The following is a 15432-nucleotide window of genomic DNA, read 5'->3' as shown; positions in this document are numbered from 1 at the left end:
CAGTCCGGCGTCTTGCTGCGAGGGTCCGAGGGATACGTTTGCGTTTTGTGCGCCTGTGACGTAGCGGCCCACCTGACTGGCATATCGCCAACGGGGTGCTGATAAAAAGCCAACCGCAAACCACGACCGTCCGCTCATTCTTCTAGTCGGTATAGGGGATTTCGGAACCACGAAATAGTCTGCGGTAGCGCCAATATCCGGTTGGTTCGACAAACTGCTCGCGAAAGCCGGCCAGGGAGTCGTGCACAAAATTGTCGAAGAACGTCGCCAAGAAAGGCGAGATTTTGGGCTGAGCAGCCACTTTTGCCCTCAGTTCAGGAGCTTCAGGCTCTAAAACGAATACCACGGCCTGATTTCCATCCCGATCATAAGGCCGTTTCTTTTTCAAAACTTTGGAAGACAACGTCGCACTCATTTGAAGCTCCTCATCGGCGGCACAAAATTGTCGATTCGACGCGATCAGATGGCGGCGATGAGTTGGATTAGCTCTCCTCACTTGTGCAGTATTCTCAAAATCCCTCCTCACCTGCCACCTCCATATCAGATAAGGCAGCAGCCAATCACCCAATGATTTGGGAGCCTCTGTGGAAACATCAATAAATCGCTCAAATGCCGTTAGCAAATCAGAGTGAATTTCAAAGTCCGCAGTACCACGCCGTTTTGATATCGGCACCCCCGCAGCAATAGCGCAGTCGTACAGATGATTCAGAGGAATCTGAGAAAGTTTTAGCGAATCCTCGATAGCGACACCAAGCTCTCCCGGCTCATATCCTCCCCCGACGTCGCTGTGCGCGCCCGGATAAGCGAATTCAAGGCAATTCGGAGGGAGCTCCCGATTCATCAAGACTGTGTCCAATGGAAAATTCTTACGTAACTCATGAACCGCAATTAAGTGAACACAATTTTCTATATTGGGCAAAATCCACATAACTTCAGGTGTCGCCCAGTTAGAATGACCACCTGTAATACGCAATTGATCATTTTTAACTCCCTCCCGTATACCAACTGATGCAACAGTATCCATCAAACCTAAAAAACGAAAGCGGAGAGGGACATCAGCTAAGCCGGTCTGAGTTAAAAAATCATTCAACCAATGGCAAAATACTCGAGCCTCCGTGGCCCCACGAGAAAACCCGAAGATGTCCAAGACGCATTCACACACCTTCGCCGACCGGTTGCTCTTCATTCGAGCTTTAATACTATTGATACAGACACTTAGGAATACCCCCCTCATCGCGCCCGCATTCGCTACGAGGCTGTCATTGAGTCCCACGCTCTTGAGTAGCTTCATGTCAGCCTTGGATGGAGTACCAGTGCATAGCGCAGTGATCATCGCTGCTGAGAACAGTTCGGTACTAAAAAGACCTCTATGTACCGCATTAAAAACGCGTAATAGCGCAACCATGATACGAGAGTCACCGCCACTGGCGAAAGCGCTTCCCAAGACACTTTCTGTTGTTTCATTAATCAACGCAAATGGCATACCTAAACCGGGAATGTACACGGCATGGGATCCTTTTTCAGGAATATGAGGGTAGGCTTCGTAAAGCCGTGCCACATTGGAGTGACCTTTCTTGTCCTTGTGTAGATAGAGGCTATTGCCTGTTCCGTCAAAAAAAATACCTACTTGTATCGTAATTTCGCATGCTGAAGCATTGGCGTATTGGCCAGGCTTGGAAGGCCTCAGATATTCGACAGGAGCGGTGCGAGTCGCTGTGAATTTTCCGTTTGATTGCATCATTTCCATGTATTCCTCCAACGATCCATATATTTCTTCTCAGCTTCCGTAAACATCTCTGTAATACGCGATCCTGTCGTCGCCGAAGCGCCCCCGTCCGTCGGTCCATATGGCACAGGGTGATTCGGACTCACCACTGAGTAGGGTGTGGTCAACACACGAACCCGACCTTCGGGGAAGAAATGGATATATAAGCTATATGCTTCCGTATATTTTTCGACGGGTACCTTTGCGAAATAAAAGCCCTTTTTCTTGATGCTTCGATAGTTTCCTGCGTCTATTTCCGAATAATCTGCATGTGACCAATCCTCTACGCTCCACCGTACCTCAACTACCAACCCCGGTCGCCAATGCCTCGGAATCATGATGCAACAAATCTCCCCGCTACCGCCCCCTTCGCGTTGCACCCCTGTACCGCCATATTTGTTAACATAAAACTCTGGCAGAAGGTAATCTGGCCCTAGATGGTGTACCCCAATCATTACCGTTCCTACGTAGTCGTCCTCTTCAGTAGGCATGAAAAATGAAGCGTACCCAACCGCAAGGGCTATGCCAAGAGAGCAGGCAAGAAGCAATCGCAGTACTTTCTTTCTCATCGCTTGGTTCCGCCACAATGATGACTTGCCAAGCGCTGCAAGTCTTTTTGCCGCAGAATGGGATCAGATTGTTCTAGAACCGACTTCAAGCCAGGATGAAGTAGAAGACGCCCCTGAGTCTCAAAAACGTGACGAGCAAACAGCAAGAGATCTGTGTTTTCTTCATGTCCTGCGGACAGCCATATCTGACGCGTTTGTTCGGCATATTGGTGGGCCTGCATTGTCGAGTATTCGGATCCGTGCTCCGGCCGGAGCTTACGCAAGTTCGCCAGTAGCTGATCAGCGCCGAAAGCATCTCTAAGAGCGCTGATCTGGATCTCGCTTAACAATAAAGGAATCCTCGATGGAGATTCCACTTTGAGAATGGGGAGTGATTTTAATTTTCCATCACGGGAGTGGACCTTCCAGCTCTCAAATGGCGCTACGAGCCAACTCCATTGTTTGCTCGTCAGGAGGACGGCGAGGTTGGCTAACACAATGCAGTCGGCAAACCTCAGCGTTAACTCAATGCCTTCTTCTGTTTGGATGCAAATGAATTGGCGAAGATGAAGCAGCACTTCATTCAACGTTAGCTCTGTCTCGATAAATGAAATTCCCAATTGCGGAGAAGTTGCATTAACAAGCGCCATCACCGCATCGATTCGATTGCAATGCCATGCACGTTCCACATCGATCAAGATCGGACTGACGACTATTGCATCTCGCCCATAAATCGCGGCAACCCAGGTTGGCTTGCGGCGCCTCTTTATCCACGGCTTGTCAACCGGGTAGCCAAGTAGGGTGGTATCGATAAGAATATACGAGCGACTCATGTTCCGGCTCCAGACTTGGCGAAAGGACTATGAGCATCTGCGGCGATCATCAGGCAGGGAATACAAATCTTGTGTACCGCCTTGTCTCCAGCGAACGAGACGTTACGGCTCTGCCCCGGGAAAGTTTGATGGCTGGCTGCGTACATCTCATGCTTCCCTGCGGTGTAGCCTTTAATACCGCCAGCACTCAGTTCCAGTTCTGTCCCACCGCCGTTGATGCGTACCCCTTTTTTGGCTTTTATAGTGATCCAATCAGTATTGCTAATGATCTCCACTACTTTCTTGGCCAGTAGCTGCAATTGGTCATCCTGCGCTTGTACATCAATCTTCCCACTTGCTGCCGTCAGCTTTATGCCCCCTTCGTTCGCGAACAAACTCATCGATTGCACCGAGCGGAATGAGGCACAGTCTCCCGCAGCCAGAGAAGTCGTACTTGCACTAACGATATCAACCGTGGTCGCCGCTCCGATGGCGATATTTCTAGTGCTTCCACAAATTAAACCAGCGGGGCCACTGACAGCTACAATAGGCGCTCCGCTAATTTCAAGATTTTTCAGCTTTTCAATTAGCTCTGGAAGATCTTTACCGGAAGCCTTGTCACCGGCGTGCAGTTCGGCCTGCTCAGCTAGTTGGCACACAAGTTTCTGTAAGCTGTCCGCAATATTAAGGAGTTCAGCGCGTTCGAGGTGTTGCCCCGTCTTGTGATCGCTTGGCTCGGCGGTGACCAGAACGCCTTGCAAGCCACGTACAGCGATGTTCATATCGCTGCGCAATTCGGCGCCAACCCCACGCTGTTCGCAATGACCTTCGACTCGTGATTGGGATAACCATCCCAAATTCAGCTGGCTCGCGCCGTAATCGCTTGCCAGTTGCGCGCTGATTTTGCCATTTGTATCGTCAAATCGCAGTTGATTGGCGCTGACACCTAGAACTTCACGGCTTCTTATTCCGGAAAGATAACGGTTGCCCGGCAAGTTGCCACCATCGTTGAGAGCTACTGGCTGGCCTTGCTGGTTATAGAGTTGGGCCACGATAATGGGCTTGTCAGGGTCACCACCGAGGAAGGTGACCAATACTTCGGTTCCGATCCGCGGCAAGCCAAGCGCGCCGCATTGTTGGAGTGCCCCGGGGCCGTTGCCCGCCCAGTTGGATGCAACACGTACCCAGGCGGAGTCGGTGGTGGTATCTGATGCGCCGGCGCCGGCGGCTTCTTCGTGGTCTTCCGGGCGGGTACCGGGGAAGCGGATTTTTACGCGGCCTAGTTGGTCGCAGTGGACCTCCTCACCTTTCGGACCGACCACGATGGCGCTTTGCATTTGTACTTGTGGCACGTCCACGCGCGGGTCGAAGGCGGGAACAATGCTTACGCCACGACGGACGGCCGTGAACTGGATCTGCATGCGTAGCGGGCCGCTGGCCACTTTGTCAGCGACATCGCGCTGCATCTGCACATCGCTGACGCCGTGCATCCAGCGGCTGCGGGCGAACAGGCGTTCCACGCGCGTGGCCAGTGCTTTCGGCAGATTGTTTTGCGCCGTCACCTGCAAGTCGGTGACGATGAAGTCGCGTTCCGCAGGGTCGTGTTGGTCCACTTCGGGATGCTCGGCCAGCGTGAAGTATTCGCCGGCGCACATATCGCGCACGCTGCCTTCGCCGTGGAAGCATTTGGATTCGTAGTCATGCCGTTTCATGCGCAGCTGACCGAGGTTGAACAGGTCTTCGTTGTCGTCGCCGGCGTGCGGTGGCAGGATCTGGTAGTCGTCCAGCGTGGCGGCCAGCTCGTTGCCGTTGACGCCTTGGTTGTTGCTGCTGTTGGTCGATACCAGCATGAAGTCCCGGCCCTGCGGATTCATGTAATCCCAGCTATGCCGCGTGACCGTGCCGGGCTGCAGGCTGCGCACCGCGCTCCAGGCGGTGATGGTGTCGCGTTCTTCGGTAGCGGCGTCGCGGTGGTAGCGAATGGTGCCGGCGGCGTTCTGACGCAGGCTGTCAGCATTGTTGAACAACACCAGCGTGTGCATCATTTCGCCGGCGCGGATGTACCAGCCGATGCCGCGCCGTTTGAGCAGGCGGCGGATGAAGGCCGCATCTGACTCGTTGTGCTGCATGGTGAATTCGCGCTTGGGATAGGTACGCAGGTCGAAGGCCTCATCCTTCTCGTGGTTGAAGCAGACACCAAGCACCGGGCTTTTCTGCCGCCACTCGTTGAGGATGCGCTGGACGATCTCTACTTCGTCCATATTGCGGAACACGCGGGTGTTGGTGCGCTTTTCCAGTATCGCCAGCGCGTCGCGCAGCACCAACTGGTAGCTGGCCAACCCTCCATCGCTGTCGCCCGAACTGGCTTCGGTGACGATGCCGCACACGCTGCGCAAGTCGCCGCGATCGGTGACGAAATCCAGCTGGGCCGCCACGGCGATCATCTTCTTCAGCGGTAGTTGCGCATTGGCCGACACGCACAGCACGCGGTATTCAATCCCGCCGCAGATACTCTCGGAGCCGAACACGCGCTGCGGCAGCAGCATGTCGTCATTGAATCCGCCGGGCAGGTCTAACCGCAACCGCAACGGCCGGTTATCGGTGACCAGCTCCTTGGCCGCCGTCATGAAGCTGAAAAAATCGCTGTCGCTTTCCACACTGCCTCCCGTTAGCCGCGCGAGTCTCCGATGATGTCAGGCTGAATAGACAGGATTTTGATGTTAAGCAACTCTCGCTCAGACCGGCGCCAAGATTTCCTTATGGCAATCGTTGACAGCAGACAGGCCGCCGGACAATCATGCTGGTAATGATCAAACGTGAAAAATTCTGGCGACAGCCGGGCTGGCTGTTTTGTCTGCTGCTGCCGCTGTTCCATTTTGCCAGCGTCAAGCTGACTTTCTTCTGCGCCGTTACGCCGGAAAACGCGGTCGTGGTCTGGCTGCCGAATGCCGTGCTGCTGGCGGCACTGCTGCGCTTTCGCGGCCAGCGCGCGCCGTTGCTGGCCGCGCTCACTTTCACGTCCGACGTGCTGGCCAACCTGAACGCGTTTCCGTGGTACGAGGCGGTGCTGCTCAGCGCCGTCAATCTGCTGGAAGTGACCATCACCTACCAGCTGATGCGGCGCAGTGGCGCTTCGCCGCGCCTGCACCGCCTGAAAGACCTGGGCCAATTCATCCTCGCCGGGCCGGTGTTCGGCGCGATGCTGGCCGGCCTGCTGGCGGCGGCGGTGCTGCAGCAGGTGGGTGGCGCCACCACGTCCTACCTGACGCTGGCGCGCGTGTGGTGGTTTGGCGACGGTCTGGGACTGCTGATCTACACGCCGCTGCTGCTGGCCTACACGCAGTCGCAGCACCAGCGCCCCAAGCTGACGCGCTGGGACGACGCGGCGCTGGCCACCACGCTGCTGCTGGCGGTGGCCGTGCTGTCGGCGCATGGCGGCGAAATCGACGGGGTCTCCGTCACGCCGACGTTGCTGCTGCCGGCGGTGGCGGTGATCGCCTTCCGTTTCGGCGTGCGTCTCACTACCCTGCTGGTGGCGCTGATTTCGCTCAGCACCGCGATGATGATGACCACCGGCCTGAAACCGTTCGGCGACGTGCCTATCCATCTGGAAGTGGTGCGCGCGCAGGAATTCATTCTCACGTTGTGCATCATCGGCATCGGTTTTGCGGTGGTGCTCAGCGAGTTGCAAACGCGCGAGCGAGAACTGGAGAGCCGGGTACGCGAACGCACGCGCGAGCTGGAACAATCCAATTCGCGGCTGGCCGACATCAGCGCCACCGATGGCCTGACGGGCATTGCCAACCGCCGTCGCTTCGACGAGACGCTGGCGGCGGAGTGGAGCCGCGCGCGCCGCAACAAGCAGCCACTGATGCTGGCGTTGCTGGATGTCGACCTGTTCAAGCAATACAACGACTGCTACGGCCACCAGAGCGGCGATGATGCGTTACGCGCAGTGGCGAACGAGCTGGCTAGGCAGATGCGTCGCGGTAGTGATTTTGTGGCCCGCTACGGCGGCGAGGAGTTTGCCGTGATCGCGCAATCGGCCAATGAAGAAGATGCGCTGGCGATGGCTGAATCGATTTGTGCCGCGATCGCCGCGCTCAATCTGCCGCACGCCACCTCGCCTTTCAACGTGCTCACCGCCAGCATCGGCGTGGCGCTGATCACACCCGGCGAACAGCATTCCATCCCGTCCCTGATCAAGACCGCCGACGTGGCGCTGTATCGCGCCAAGCAGCTCGGCCGCAACCGCGTCGAGCAGGCCGACGTGACGTCAGTCGCCTGAACGTCCGGCAGCGATCTGCCGGTACTGGCTGGGCGTCAGTCCGGTGGTGGCCTTGAACTGGCGGGTAAAGGCGGAATGGTCGCCGTAGCCGCAGGCTTGTGCGATCTCCGCCACGCTGGCGTCGCCGTTCAGCATGCGCGACGCGGCGTCCACGCGGGTCTGGATAATCATCTGGCGCGGCGTCAGGTGGAAGATGCGCAGGAAGTAGCGCTCGATCTGCGCGATCGACATGTTGGCGATGCGCGCCAGCTCCGCCAGTTGCAAGGGCTGGCCATATTGCTCGTGTATCACGGTCACCGCCGCCGCCACTTTGCGGTAGGCGGGGTTCTTCTTGTCCGCCATCGCCAGGTCGCGCGAGATGCCGGTCAGGCCGACGATGCGGCCTTGCGCGTCGCGCAGCGCCGCCTTGCGCGTAAGGCACCAGCCGGGATCGCGGTTGGGATACAGGTGCAGTTCCAGTTGGTCTTCGATATCGTTATCGCCGGCCAGCACCAGCAAATCCTGCGCATAGTAGGTCTGGCCGAAGGGGTGGGCAAATACCTCGGCCGGCGTGCGGCCGATCAGCGCCGACTTGTGCCGCTGGCCGCAACGCTGCACCAAGGTCTGGTTGACCACCACGTAGCGCCCCTCGCCATCCTTGACGAAAAACACCACGTCCGGCAGCGCATCAAACAGCCCTTCCGCAAAGAAGGGATCAGCGACGGCGAGGCCCAGCGCGGCACGCGTGGTTTCATGGTTGGCAGTGTGCATGGACTTCATTCTGCACCATTGTGCAGATTTCGTCACCCATTGTGCGCAAGCGGTGCAAGACAGGCAATGGCGGCCAGCCTAAGATTTGAGCATGAAAACAATCTCGATTATCGACTCCCATACGGGCGGCGAACCTACCCGCCTGGTCATCGACGGCGGCCCGGATCTGGGCCATGGCCCGCTCAGCGAACGCGTGGCGCGCCTGCGCGCCGCCCATGACAACTTCCGTTCCGCCGTCGTCTGCGAACCCCGCGGTTCGGACGTGCTGGTCGGCGCCTTGCTGTGCGCACCGCACGCGCCGGACTGCGTGGCGGGCGTGATCTTCTTTAACAACGTCGGCTACCTCGGCATGTGCGGTCACGGCACCATCGGCCTGGTGGCCTCGCTGGCCTTCATGGGCCGCATCGGACCCGGACGCCATCGCATCGATACGCCGGTCGGCGTGGTGGAGGCGGAACTGCATGCCGACGGCAGCGTCACTGTCGATAACGTGGCGTCCTGGCGCAGCCGCGCCGCCGTCACCGTCGAGGTGCCGGGCATCGGTCCGGTCACCGGCGACGTCGCCTATGGTGGCAACTGGTTCTTCCTGGTGGCCGAACATGGCCAGGAACTCAACGCGGCCAATGTGGAGGCCCTGACCAGCTACACCGTGGCCGTCGCCACCGCACTGGCCGACCAGGGCATCACCGGCGACGACGGCGCACTGATCGACCACATCGAACTGTTTGCCGATTCGCGCACCGGCGCCGACAGCCAGAACTTCGTGCTCTGTCCCGGAAAGGCCTACGACCGTTCGCCATGCGGCACCGGCACCAGCGCCAAGTTGGCCTGCCTGGCGGCCGACGGCAAGCTGGCACAAGGCGCGTTGTGGAAACAGGAAAGCGTGATTGGCAGCGTGTTCGAAGCATCCTACCGCCTGCGCGACGGCCGGCTGTTGCCGAGCATACGCGGCAAAGCATGGGTCAATGCGCAGGCGCAGCTGATCCTCGATCCGAGCGATCCATTCGTCTGGGGCATACGGTGAACAATGCCGAAGTGATCGTCATCGGCGCCGGCATCGTCGGCGCCGCGTGTGCGGATGCGCTCAGTGAGCGCGGGCTGCGCGTGGCGGTCATCGAGCAGGATATCGCCGGCGGTGGCGCCACGGCGGCGGGTATGGGCCACCTGGTGGTCATGGACGACAACGCGGCCGAACTGGCGCTGTCGGCCTACTCTGTCGCGTTGTGGAAGGATCTGGTGGGCGACCGCCCGCAGCGCCACGAATACAGCGGCTGCGGCACGATATGGGTGGCCGCCGATGAAGAAGAAATGGACGCCGCGCTGCAGAAGGCGCACACGCTCTCCAGCCACGGCCTGCCATGCGAAGTGCTGACGCCTGCCGCGCTGTATGCGCGCGAACCGCAATTGCGCGCCGGCCTGGCGGGCGGCCTGCTGGTACGCGGCGACGGCCTGGTCTATCCGCCCAAGACCACGCGCATCCTGCTGGACCGCGCCATGCGTCGCGGCACCATCACCAAGCGCGCCACTGTTACGGCGATTGAAGACCACGGCGTGGTGCTGAGCGACGGCACCCGCCATCAGGCGCAGCACATCGTGCTGGCGGCCGGCGCGCGTTCCAGCGCGCTGTTGCCGGAGCTGCCGATCCAGCCGAAGAAAGGCCATCTGGCCATCACCGACCGCTATCCCGGCTTTATAAAGCATCAGCTGGTGGAACTGGGCTACATCAAGAGCGCCCATGCCGCCAGCGGCGATTCGGTCGCCTTCAATCTGCAGCCACGTCCCACCGGCCAGATCCTCATCGGCTCTTCGCGCCAGTTCGACACCACCGATCCGGCGGTGGAACCGGCCATGTTACAGCGCATGCTGCGCCACGCCACCACCTTCACGCCGCGACTGGCGGAACTGAACGTGCTGCGCACCTGGACCGGCTTCCGCGCCGCCACGCCGGACGGCCTGCCATTGATCGGCCCTTGCAGTGCAAGGCGCGGTTTATGGCTGGCCACCGGCCACGAAGGCCTCGGCATTACTACTTCCCTGGCGACGGCGCAGCTGCTGGCCGGCCAGATACAAAACGAACGCACGCGCATCCCGTTTGCGCCTTATCTGCCGGGACGCTTCCATGCCTGACGCCCAGATCACCCTCAGCATCAACGCCCACGATATCAGCGTCGCCCAGGGCGTGACCGTGGCCGCCGCCATTGCCATGGCGGGCAACGCCATTACCCGCCGCTCCGTCACCGGCGCGGCGCGCGCGCCCTTGTGCGGCATGGGCGTTTGCCAGGAATGCCGCGTCACCATCGACGGTCGCGCGCACCAGCTGTCTTGCCAGACGCTGTGCGCCGACGGCATGCACGTGGTTACCGGAGCAATGGCATGAAGCGCTTCGACGTGCTGGTGGTAGGCGCCGGCCCGGCCGGGCTGGCGGCGGCGCATGCGGCCATGAAGCAAGGCGCGCAGGTCGGCATTGTCGATGACAATCCGCTGGCCGGGGGCCAGATCTGGCGCGGCGGCGCCGACGTGCAAGCCGACCCGCGCGGGCAGCAGCTGTGGAGCGAATTGCGTGACTCGGGGCGCATGATTTTCCTGCCGCAGGTGCGGGTGCTGTTTGCACCGCAGCCCGGCCACCTGCAGGTGCAGACGCCGGAAGCATCGGCCACGCTGCATTACAACAAGCTGATATTGGCGACCGGCGCCCGCGAGCGGCTGCTCCCCTTCCCCGGCTGGACACTGCCCGGCGTGACCGGCGCCGGTGGTTTGCAGGCGTTGTCCAAGGGCGGCTATCCGCTGCAAGGCAAACGCGTGGTGGTGGCGGGCAGCGGCCCGCTGCTGCTGGCTGCCGCCGCCACCTTGCGCAGCAAAGGCGCGCTTGTCGTCGCCATCGTCGAGCAGGCGTCCACGCCGGTGCTGCTGCGCTTCGGTATCGGCCTGCTGGCGACACCGTCTAAAATCACGCAGGGGCTGCACTTGGCTAGGCAGCTGCGCGGCGTGCCGTATCTGCGCAACAGCTACGTGCTGTCGGCGCAAGGCGACGGCACGCTGCAATCGGTGCAGATCCAGCGCACCGGCGTGCCGGAAGTGGAAACCCTGCAATGCGATTACCTGGCCTGCGGCTACGGCCTGCTGCCGAATGTGGAACTGGCGCAGGCGCTTGGCTGCGCCACCGCGTCGCACAACGGTCAGACCGTGGTCAAGGTGGATGACATGCAGCGCACCACCGTGCCGGACATCTACTGCGCCGGCGAAGGCACCGGCATTGGCGGCGTTGACCTGGCGCTGGCCGAAGGCCACATCGCCGGACTGGCCGCCAGCGGTCACGCCAACCAAGCGCAGGAAGCCATGGGGCGCCGCGCGCACTGGAAGAAATTCGCCGACCGCCTGGCGCGCGCGTTTGCGCTGCGTTCGGAACTGCGCACGCTGGCCGGCGACGACACCATCGTCTGCCGCTGCGAAGACGTCTGCCACGGCGACCTGCGCACGCATACCGGCTGGCGCAGCGCCAAGCTGCAAACCCGTTGCGGCATGGGGCCATGCCAGGGTCGCATCTGCGGCGGCGCGACCGAAGTGCTGTACGGCTGGCGTCCCGACGCGGTGCGCCTGCCGATTTCGCCGGCACGCATTGCCAGCATTATCGAGTAGGCTTTTTAGTTACGCTTGATGGTCGAGCTGCGCAGGATCAGCTGAGGTTCGACCATGGTGGTGGACGGCGCTTCCTTGCCGTCGATGGTGGCGATCAGTTTTTCCATCGCGATGGCGCCCATGCGTTCACTTTGCAGGTCCACCGTGGTCAATGGCGGCGAGGTGTACAAGCCGTAGTGGATGTTGTCGAAGCCGGCCACCGACATGTCCTCCGGCAGCTTGAAGCCCAGCGACTGCGCCGCTTTCATAAAGCCCAGCGCCATCAGATCGTTGTAGCAGATTAGCGCATCCGGATGTTCCGCGCCCAGCATGATGGCCGAGCATACGCGCTCGCCTTCGGCCGCCGTCGGCGCGCTGGCTTCGTGCATGGTCAGCTCCAGGCCATGTGCGGCCAGGCATTCGCGAATCCCGCCCAGGCGTTCTTCGTCGCGGCGCGAGCGGGGGAAACTCAGGTAGGCGATCCGCTTGTGTCCCAGCGACACCAGGTGGCGCGTCAGCATGTACGCGCCGCGATGGTCGTCGCTGATCACCCACGGGATCTCCAGGCGGTTCAGGCGGCCGAAGAACACCAGCGGCTTGCCCAGTTCCGTCATCCAGTCCATTTCCGATTCCAGCATGCGCGAGAAGACGATCATGCCGTCCACGCGCCGGCTCAGCGCCTCCAGCAGCGGGCGTTCGCGGCCGGGATTCTCTTCGGTGTCGACCAGCAGCAGTGTGTAGCCGTGGGCCAGCGCCACGCGGTTGGCGCCCTTGACGATGCTGGTGAAGTGCGGATTGCTGACATCCAGCACCGACAGCCCGATACTCTTGGTACGGCCGGTGATCATGGAGGCCGCCAGTGGATTGGAACGGTAGCCCAGTTTGGCAATCACCTCCGTGATGGTCGCTTCCACCGCCGGCGAGAACCGCTGCGCGCCGTTGACGAACTTGGAGACGGTGGCAGTCGAGACGCCGGCGGCAGCGGCGACGTCACGGATGGTGGCTACGTTTTTTTTCATGATCAGACTGTCGGAAAGCATGGCGCGTACTGCACCAAAGGGACGATCTTATCATGACGGCATGATTCTTCAGTCGTCGCCGAAGCGGAAGCTGGTCTGCGAACGAAACACCTGACCCGGATACAACGCGGTGCTTGGGAAGCTGGCATGGTTCGGGCTATCCGGCAGGTGCTGCGTTTCAAACGCAAACGCGCCGTGGCGCTGATAGGCGACGCCTTCGCTGCCAGTCTCGGTGCCGTCAAAGCCGTTGACGGTGTACAGCTGCACCGACGGCTCGCTGGTGCTGACCACCAGCCGGCGTCCGGCGGCGGTGATGGTGGCCACGCGGGCGTAAGCGCCGATCGGCTTGGCCAGCACCAGCGTGTGGTCATAACCGCCTGGTACCGACGGCAGCCGCGCGCTGACGCTGGCCGCTTGGCGGAAGTCGAACGGCATGCCTGCCACGTCCAGCAGCGCGCCGGTGGGAATGCGCAAGGCGTCGGTCTCCAGATAGCGGTCGGCGTCGATCTGGAAGCGGTGCCCGGCCAGCGTGTTGGCGGCCGCGCCGGCCAGGTTGAGGTAGACGTGATTGGTCAGGTTGAGCACCGTCGGCGCGGTGGTCGTGGCCTGGTACTCGATGCGGAATTCGTCGCGCTTGCGCAGCAGGCGGTAGGTCACCGTGATGTCCATCGCGCCGGGCAAATTCTGGTCGCCGTCCGGGCTGTGCAGGCGGTAGATGGAGCCGATCGATTCCTTGTCGGCGAAGTCCTGGCGCCGCCATACGCGCTTGTCGTAGGGCTGAGGATCGCCGTGCAGCGCCATGCCTTTGCTGTTGGGGACCAACTGCACGGTCTTGCCGTCCAGCGTGTAGCGCGCGTTGGCGATGCGGCCGGCGTAGCGGCCGATCACGGCGCCATAGCGGCCGCGCGTGCGCTCAAACGCTGCCAGGTCGGGCAGGCTGAGAATGACGTTGGTGCGTTTGCCGTGGCGGTCCGCCACCTCCGCCGCCACCAGCGTGGCGCCGTAGTCGATGTAGGCCAGCCGCATACCGCGCTCATTTTCAAGCACGACTTTTTCGACCGGCTGGCCGGCCGCCGTGACGCCATAGGCCTCGGCGTGGATGGCCGCCACCGCCGGCGCCGTGATGGCGGCGACAGTGGCCAGCAGGGCTGCCGGCAGGCGCCGCATCACAGGTCCGTGATTTCCTTGTGGCGCGGGACCAGCGCCTTCATCACCACCCACGCCGCCAGGTACGCCAGCGCGCAGATGCCGAACATGATCATGTAGCCGGTGTGGATATCGTTGATGGTCTTGTAGTAGTCGAACACCCAGCCACCCAGCTTGGTCAGCAGCACGCCGCCAAGGCCGCCGGCCATGCCGCCGATGCCGATCACCGACGCCACCGATTTTTGCGGGAACATGTCGGACACGGTGGTGAAGATATTCGCCGACCAGGCCTGGTGCGCCGATGCGCCCACGCCGATCAGCAGCACCGGAATCCAGTAGCTGATCGCGCCCAGCGGCTGCGCCAGCAGCACCACCAGCGGGAAGAAGGCGATCACCAGCATGGCTTTCATGCGGCCGTCATACGGCGCATAACCGCGCGCCATGAAGTAGCTCGGGAACCAGCCGCCGCCGATCGAACCGATCATGGTCATGCTGTACAACACGGCCAGCGGCAGCACGATGGCCTCGCCCTTCATGCCGTATTGGGCCGACAGATAGGTGGGCAGCCAGAACAGGAAGAACCACCACACGCCGTCGGTCATGAATTTGCCGAAGGCGAAGGCCCAGGTCTGGCGATACTTCAGCAGCTGGAACCAAGAAACTTTTTTCGCGGCAGCGATCGATGCTTCCTCGGTCTTTTCCACCGGCGCCACCGTGTCGCTGCGGATGTAGGCCAGCTCGGCGGCCGACAGGCGCTTTTGCTGTTCCGGCTTTTCGTACAGCCACAGCCAGACACTCATCCAGATAAAGCCCAGCATGCCGATCATGATGAAGGCAGCCTGCCAGCCCCAGATGGCGGCCAGGACCGGCACGGTGATCGGCGCCAGGATGGCGCCAACGTTGGCGCCGGAGTTGAAGATACCGGTGGCGAAGGAGCGTTCTTTCTTCGGGAAGTATTCGGCGGTGGCCTTGATGGCGGCCGGGAAGTTACCGGCCTCGCCCACCGCCAGCACCGCGCGCGAAATCATGAAGCCGACGATGGACGGCGCGGCCGCCACGCCGAACACCCCCAGCACCGCCACTGCCGCATGGCCCATCGGCACCGAGAACGCGTGCATCAGCGCGCCCAGCGACCAGATGGTGATGGCCACCACGTAGGCGGCCTTGGTGCCGATCTTGTCGACCACGCGGCCGGCAAACAGCATCGAGATGGCGTAGACAAACTGGAAGGCGGCGGCGATGTTGGCGTAGTCGGTATTGCTCCAGCCAAATTCGGTCGACAGGGACGGGGCCAGCAGGCTCAATACCTGGCGGTCCAGGTAATTGACGGTGGTGGCGAAAAACAACAGGGCGCAGATAGTCCAGCGGTATTTACCGACGGATTGCGCCACAGCTTGCGCATTGACAGGCTCGCTCAGGTTCATGGCATCACTTATTTTATGTTTATGGTGATGATCTCTCGGTCTCCACGAGATCATCCTTAGTCGTA

At 60.9% G+C, this 15432-nt stretch carries 13 protein-coding genes; 5 read left to right on the top strand and 8 right to left on the bottom strand.

Annotated elements, in window-relative coordinates; genetic code table 11:
* Nucleotides 1-142: 142 nt before the first annotated feature.
* Genes GTP55_RS09680 through GTP55_RS09665 form a run of 4 tightly spaced genes read right to left on the bottom strand, consistent with a single transcriptional unit; the run spans nt 143 to nt 5782 of the window.
* Complete coding sequence (locus tag GTP55_RS09680; protein ID WP_161044728.1) at nt 143-1747, bottom strand: T6SS phospholipase effector Tle1-like catalytic domain-containing protein; 1605 nt, start codon at nt 1745-1747, stop codon at nt 143-145.
* Nucleotides 1738-2334, bottom strand: a complete 597-nt coding sequence (locus GTP55_RS09675; RefSeq protein ID WP_161044727.1) for a DUF3304 domain-containing protein — start codon at nt 2332-2334, stop codon at nt 1738-1740. Before GTP55_RS09675 ends, GTP55_RS09680 begins: the two co-directional genes overlap by 10 nt.
* Nucleotides 2331-3146: a DUF4123 domain-containing protein gene (locus GTP55_RS09670; protein ID WP_161044726.1), complete on the bottom strand. Its 816-nt coding sequence runs from the start codon at nt 3144-3146 to the stop codon at nt 2331-2333. Before GTP55_RS09670 ends, GTP55_RS09675 begins: the two co-directional genes overlap by 4 nt.
* Nucleotides 3143-5782 carry a type VI secretion system Vgr family protein gene (locus GTP55_RS09665; protein ID WP_371868315.1) on the bottom strand — a complete coding sequence of 880 codons (2640 nt, stop codon included), beginning with the start codon at nt 5780-5782 and terminating at the stop codon, nt 3143-3145. Before GTP55_RS09665 ends, GTP55_RS09670 begins: the two co-directional genes overlap by 4 nt.
* 140 nt (nt 5783-5922) lie before the next feature.
* Here GTP55_RS09665 and GTP55_RS09660 point away from each other — a divergent pair, with 140 nt between their 5' ends.
* Nucleotides 5923-7413, top strand: coding sequence for a sensor domain-containing diguanylate cyclase (locus tag GTP55_RS09660; protein WP_229257849.1), 1491 nt, complete (start codon nt 5923-5925; stop codon nt 7411-7413).
* On the opposite strand, the gene GTP55_RS09655 is transcribed toward GTP55_RS09660, so the two are convergent.
* Nucleotides 7402-8172 (bottom strand): AraC family transcriptional regulator, encoded by a 771-nt coding sequence (locus tag GTP55_RS09655; RefSeq protein ID WP_161044725.1) that lies wholly within the window; start codon nt 8170-8172, stop codon nt 7402-7404. The genes GTP55_RS09660 and GTP55_RS09655 overlap by 12 nt on opposite strands.
* A gap of 82 nt (nt 8173-8254) precedes the next feature.
* Between GTP55_RS09655 and GTP55_RS09650 the strand changes: the two genes are divergently transcribed.
* From GTP55_RS09650 to GTP55_RS09635, 4 genes are read left to right on the top strand one after another with little or no spacing between them, the layout of a single operon-like run.
* Nucleotides 8255-9187, top strand: a complete 933-nt coding sequence (locus tag GTP55_RS09650; protein WP_161044724.1) for a 4-hydroxyproline epimerase — start codon at nt 8255-8257, stop codon at nt 9185-9187.
* Nucleotides 9184-10290, top strand: a complete 1107-nt coding sequence (locus GTP55_RS09645; protein ID WP_371868314.1) for an NAD(P)/FAD-dependent oxidoreductase — start codon at nt 9184-9186, stop codon at nt 10288-10290. Before GTP55_RS09650 ends, GTP55_RS09645 begins: the two co-directional genes overlap by 4 nt.
* A complete protein-coding gene (locus tag GTP55_RS09640) occupies nt 10283-10540 on the top strand; it encodes a 2Fe-2S iron-sulfur cluster-binding protein (protein ID WP_161044722.1) in 258 nt (85 codons plus the stop codon). Before GTP55_RS09645 ends, GTP55_RS09640 begins: the two co-directional genes overlap by 8 nt.
* Entirely contained in the window at nt 10537-11799 is a 1263-nt protein-coding gene (locus tag GTP55_RS09635; protein ID WP_161044721.1) for an NAD(P)/FAD-dependent oxidoreductase, read from the top strand. The genes GTP55_RS09640 and GTP55_RS09635 overlap by 4 nt, the downstream gene beginning before the upstream one ends.
* A 5-nt stretch (nt 11800-11804) precedes the next feature.
* Here GTP55_RS09635 and GTP55_RS09630 read toward each other — a convergent pair whose 3' ends face one another.
* From GTP55_RS09630 to GTP55_RS09620, 3 genes are all read right to left on the bottom strand, one after another.
* A complete protein-coding gene (locus GTP55_RS09630) occupies nt 11805-12797 on the bottom strand; it encodes a LacI family DNA-binding transcriptional regulator (protein ID WP_161044720.1) in 993 nt (330 codons plus the stop codon).
* Nucleotides 12798-12866: 69 nt separating this feature from the next.
* A complete protein-coding gene (locus GTP55_RS09625; protein WP_161044719.1) occupies nt 12867-13964 on the bottom strand; it encodes an aldose epimerase family protein in 1098 nt (365 codons plus the stop codon).
* Nucleotides 13964-15367, bottom strand: a complete 1404-nt coding sequence (locus GTP55_RS09620) for an MFS transporter (protein ID WP_161044718.1) — start codon at nt 15365-15367, stop codon at nt 13964-13966. The genes GTP55_RS09625 and GTP55_RS09620 overlap by 1 nt, the downstream gene beginning before the upstream one ends.
* Nucleotides 15368-15432 lie beyond the last annotated feature (65 nt).

Origin of the sequence: Duganella margarita, from assembly GCF_009857535.1 — a bacterium.
GTDB lineage: Bacteria > Pseudomonadota > Gammaproteobacteria > Burkholderiales > Burkholderiaceae_D > Rugamonas > Rugamonas margarita.
The sequence above is the reverse complement of the archived record's forward strand: the minus strand, read 5'-3'. Positions and strand labels throughout refer to the sequence as shown.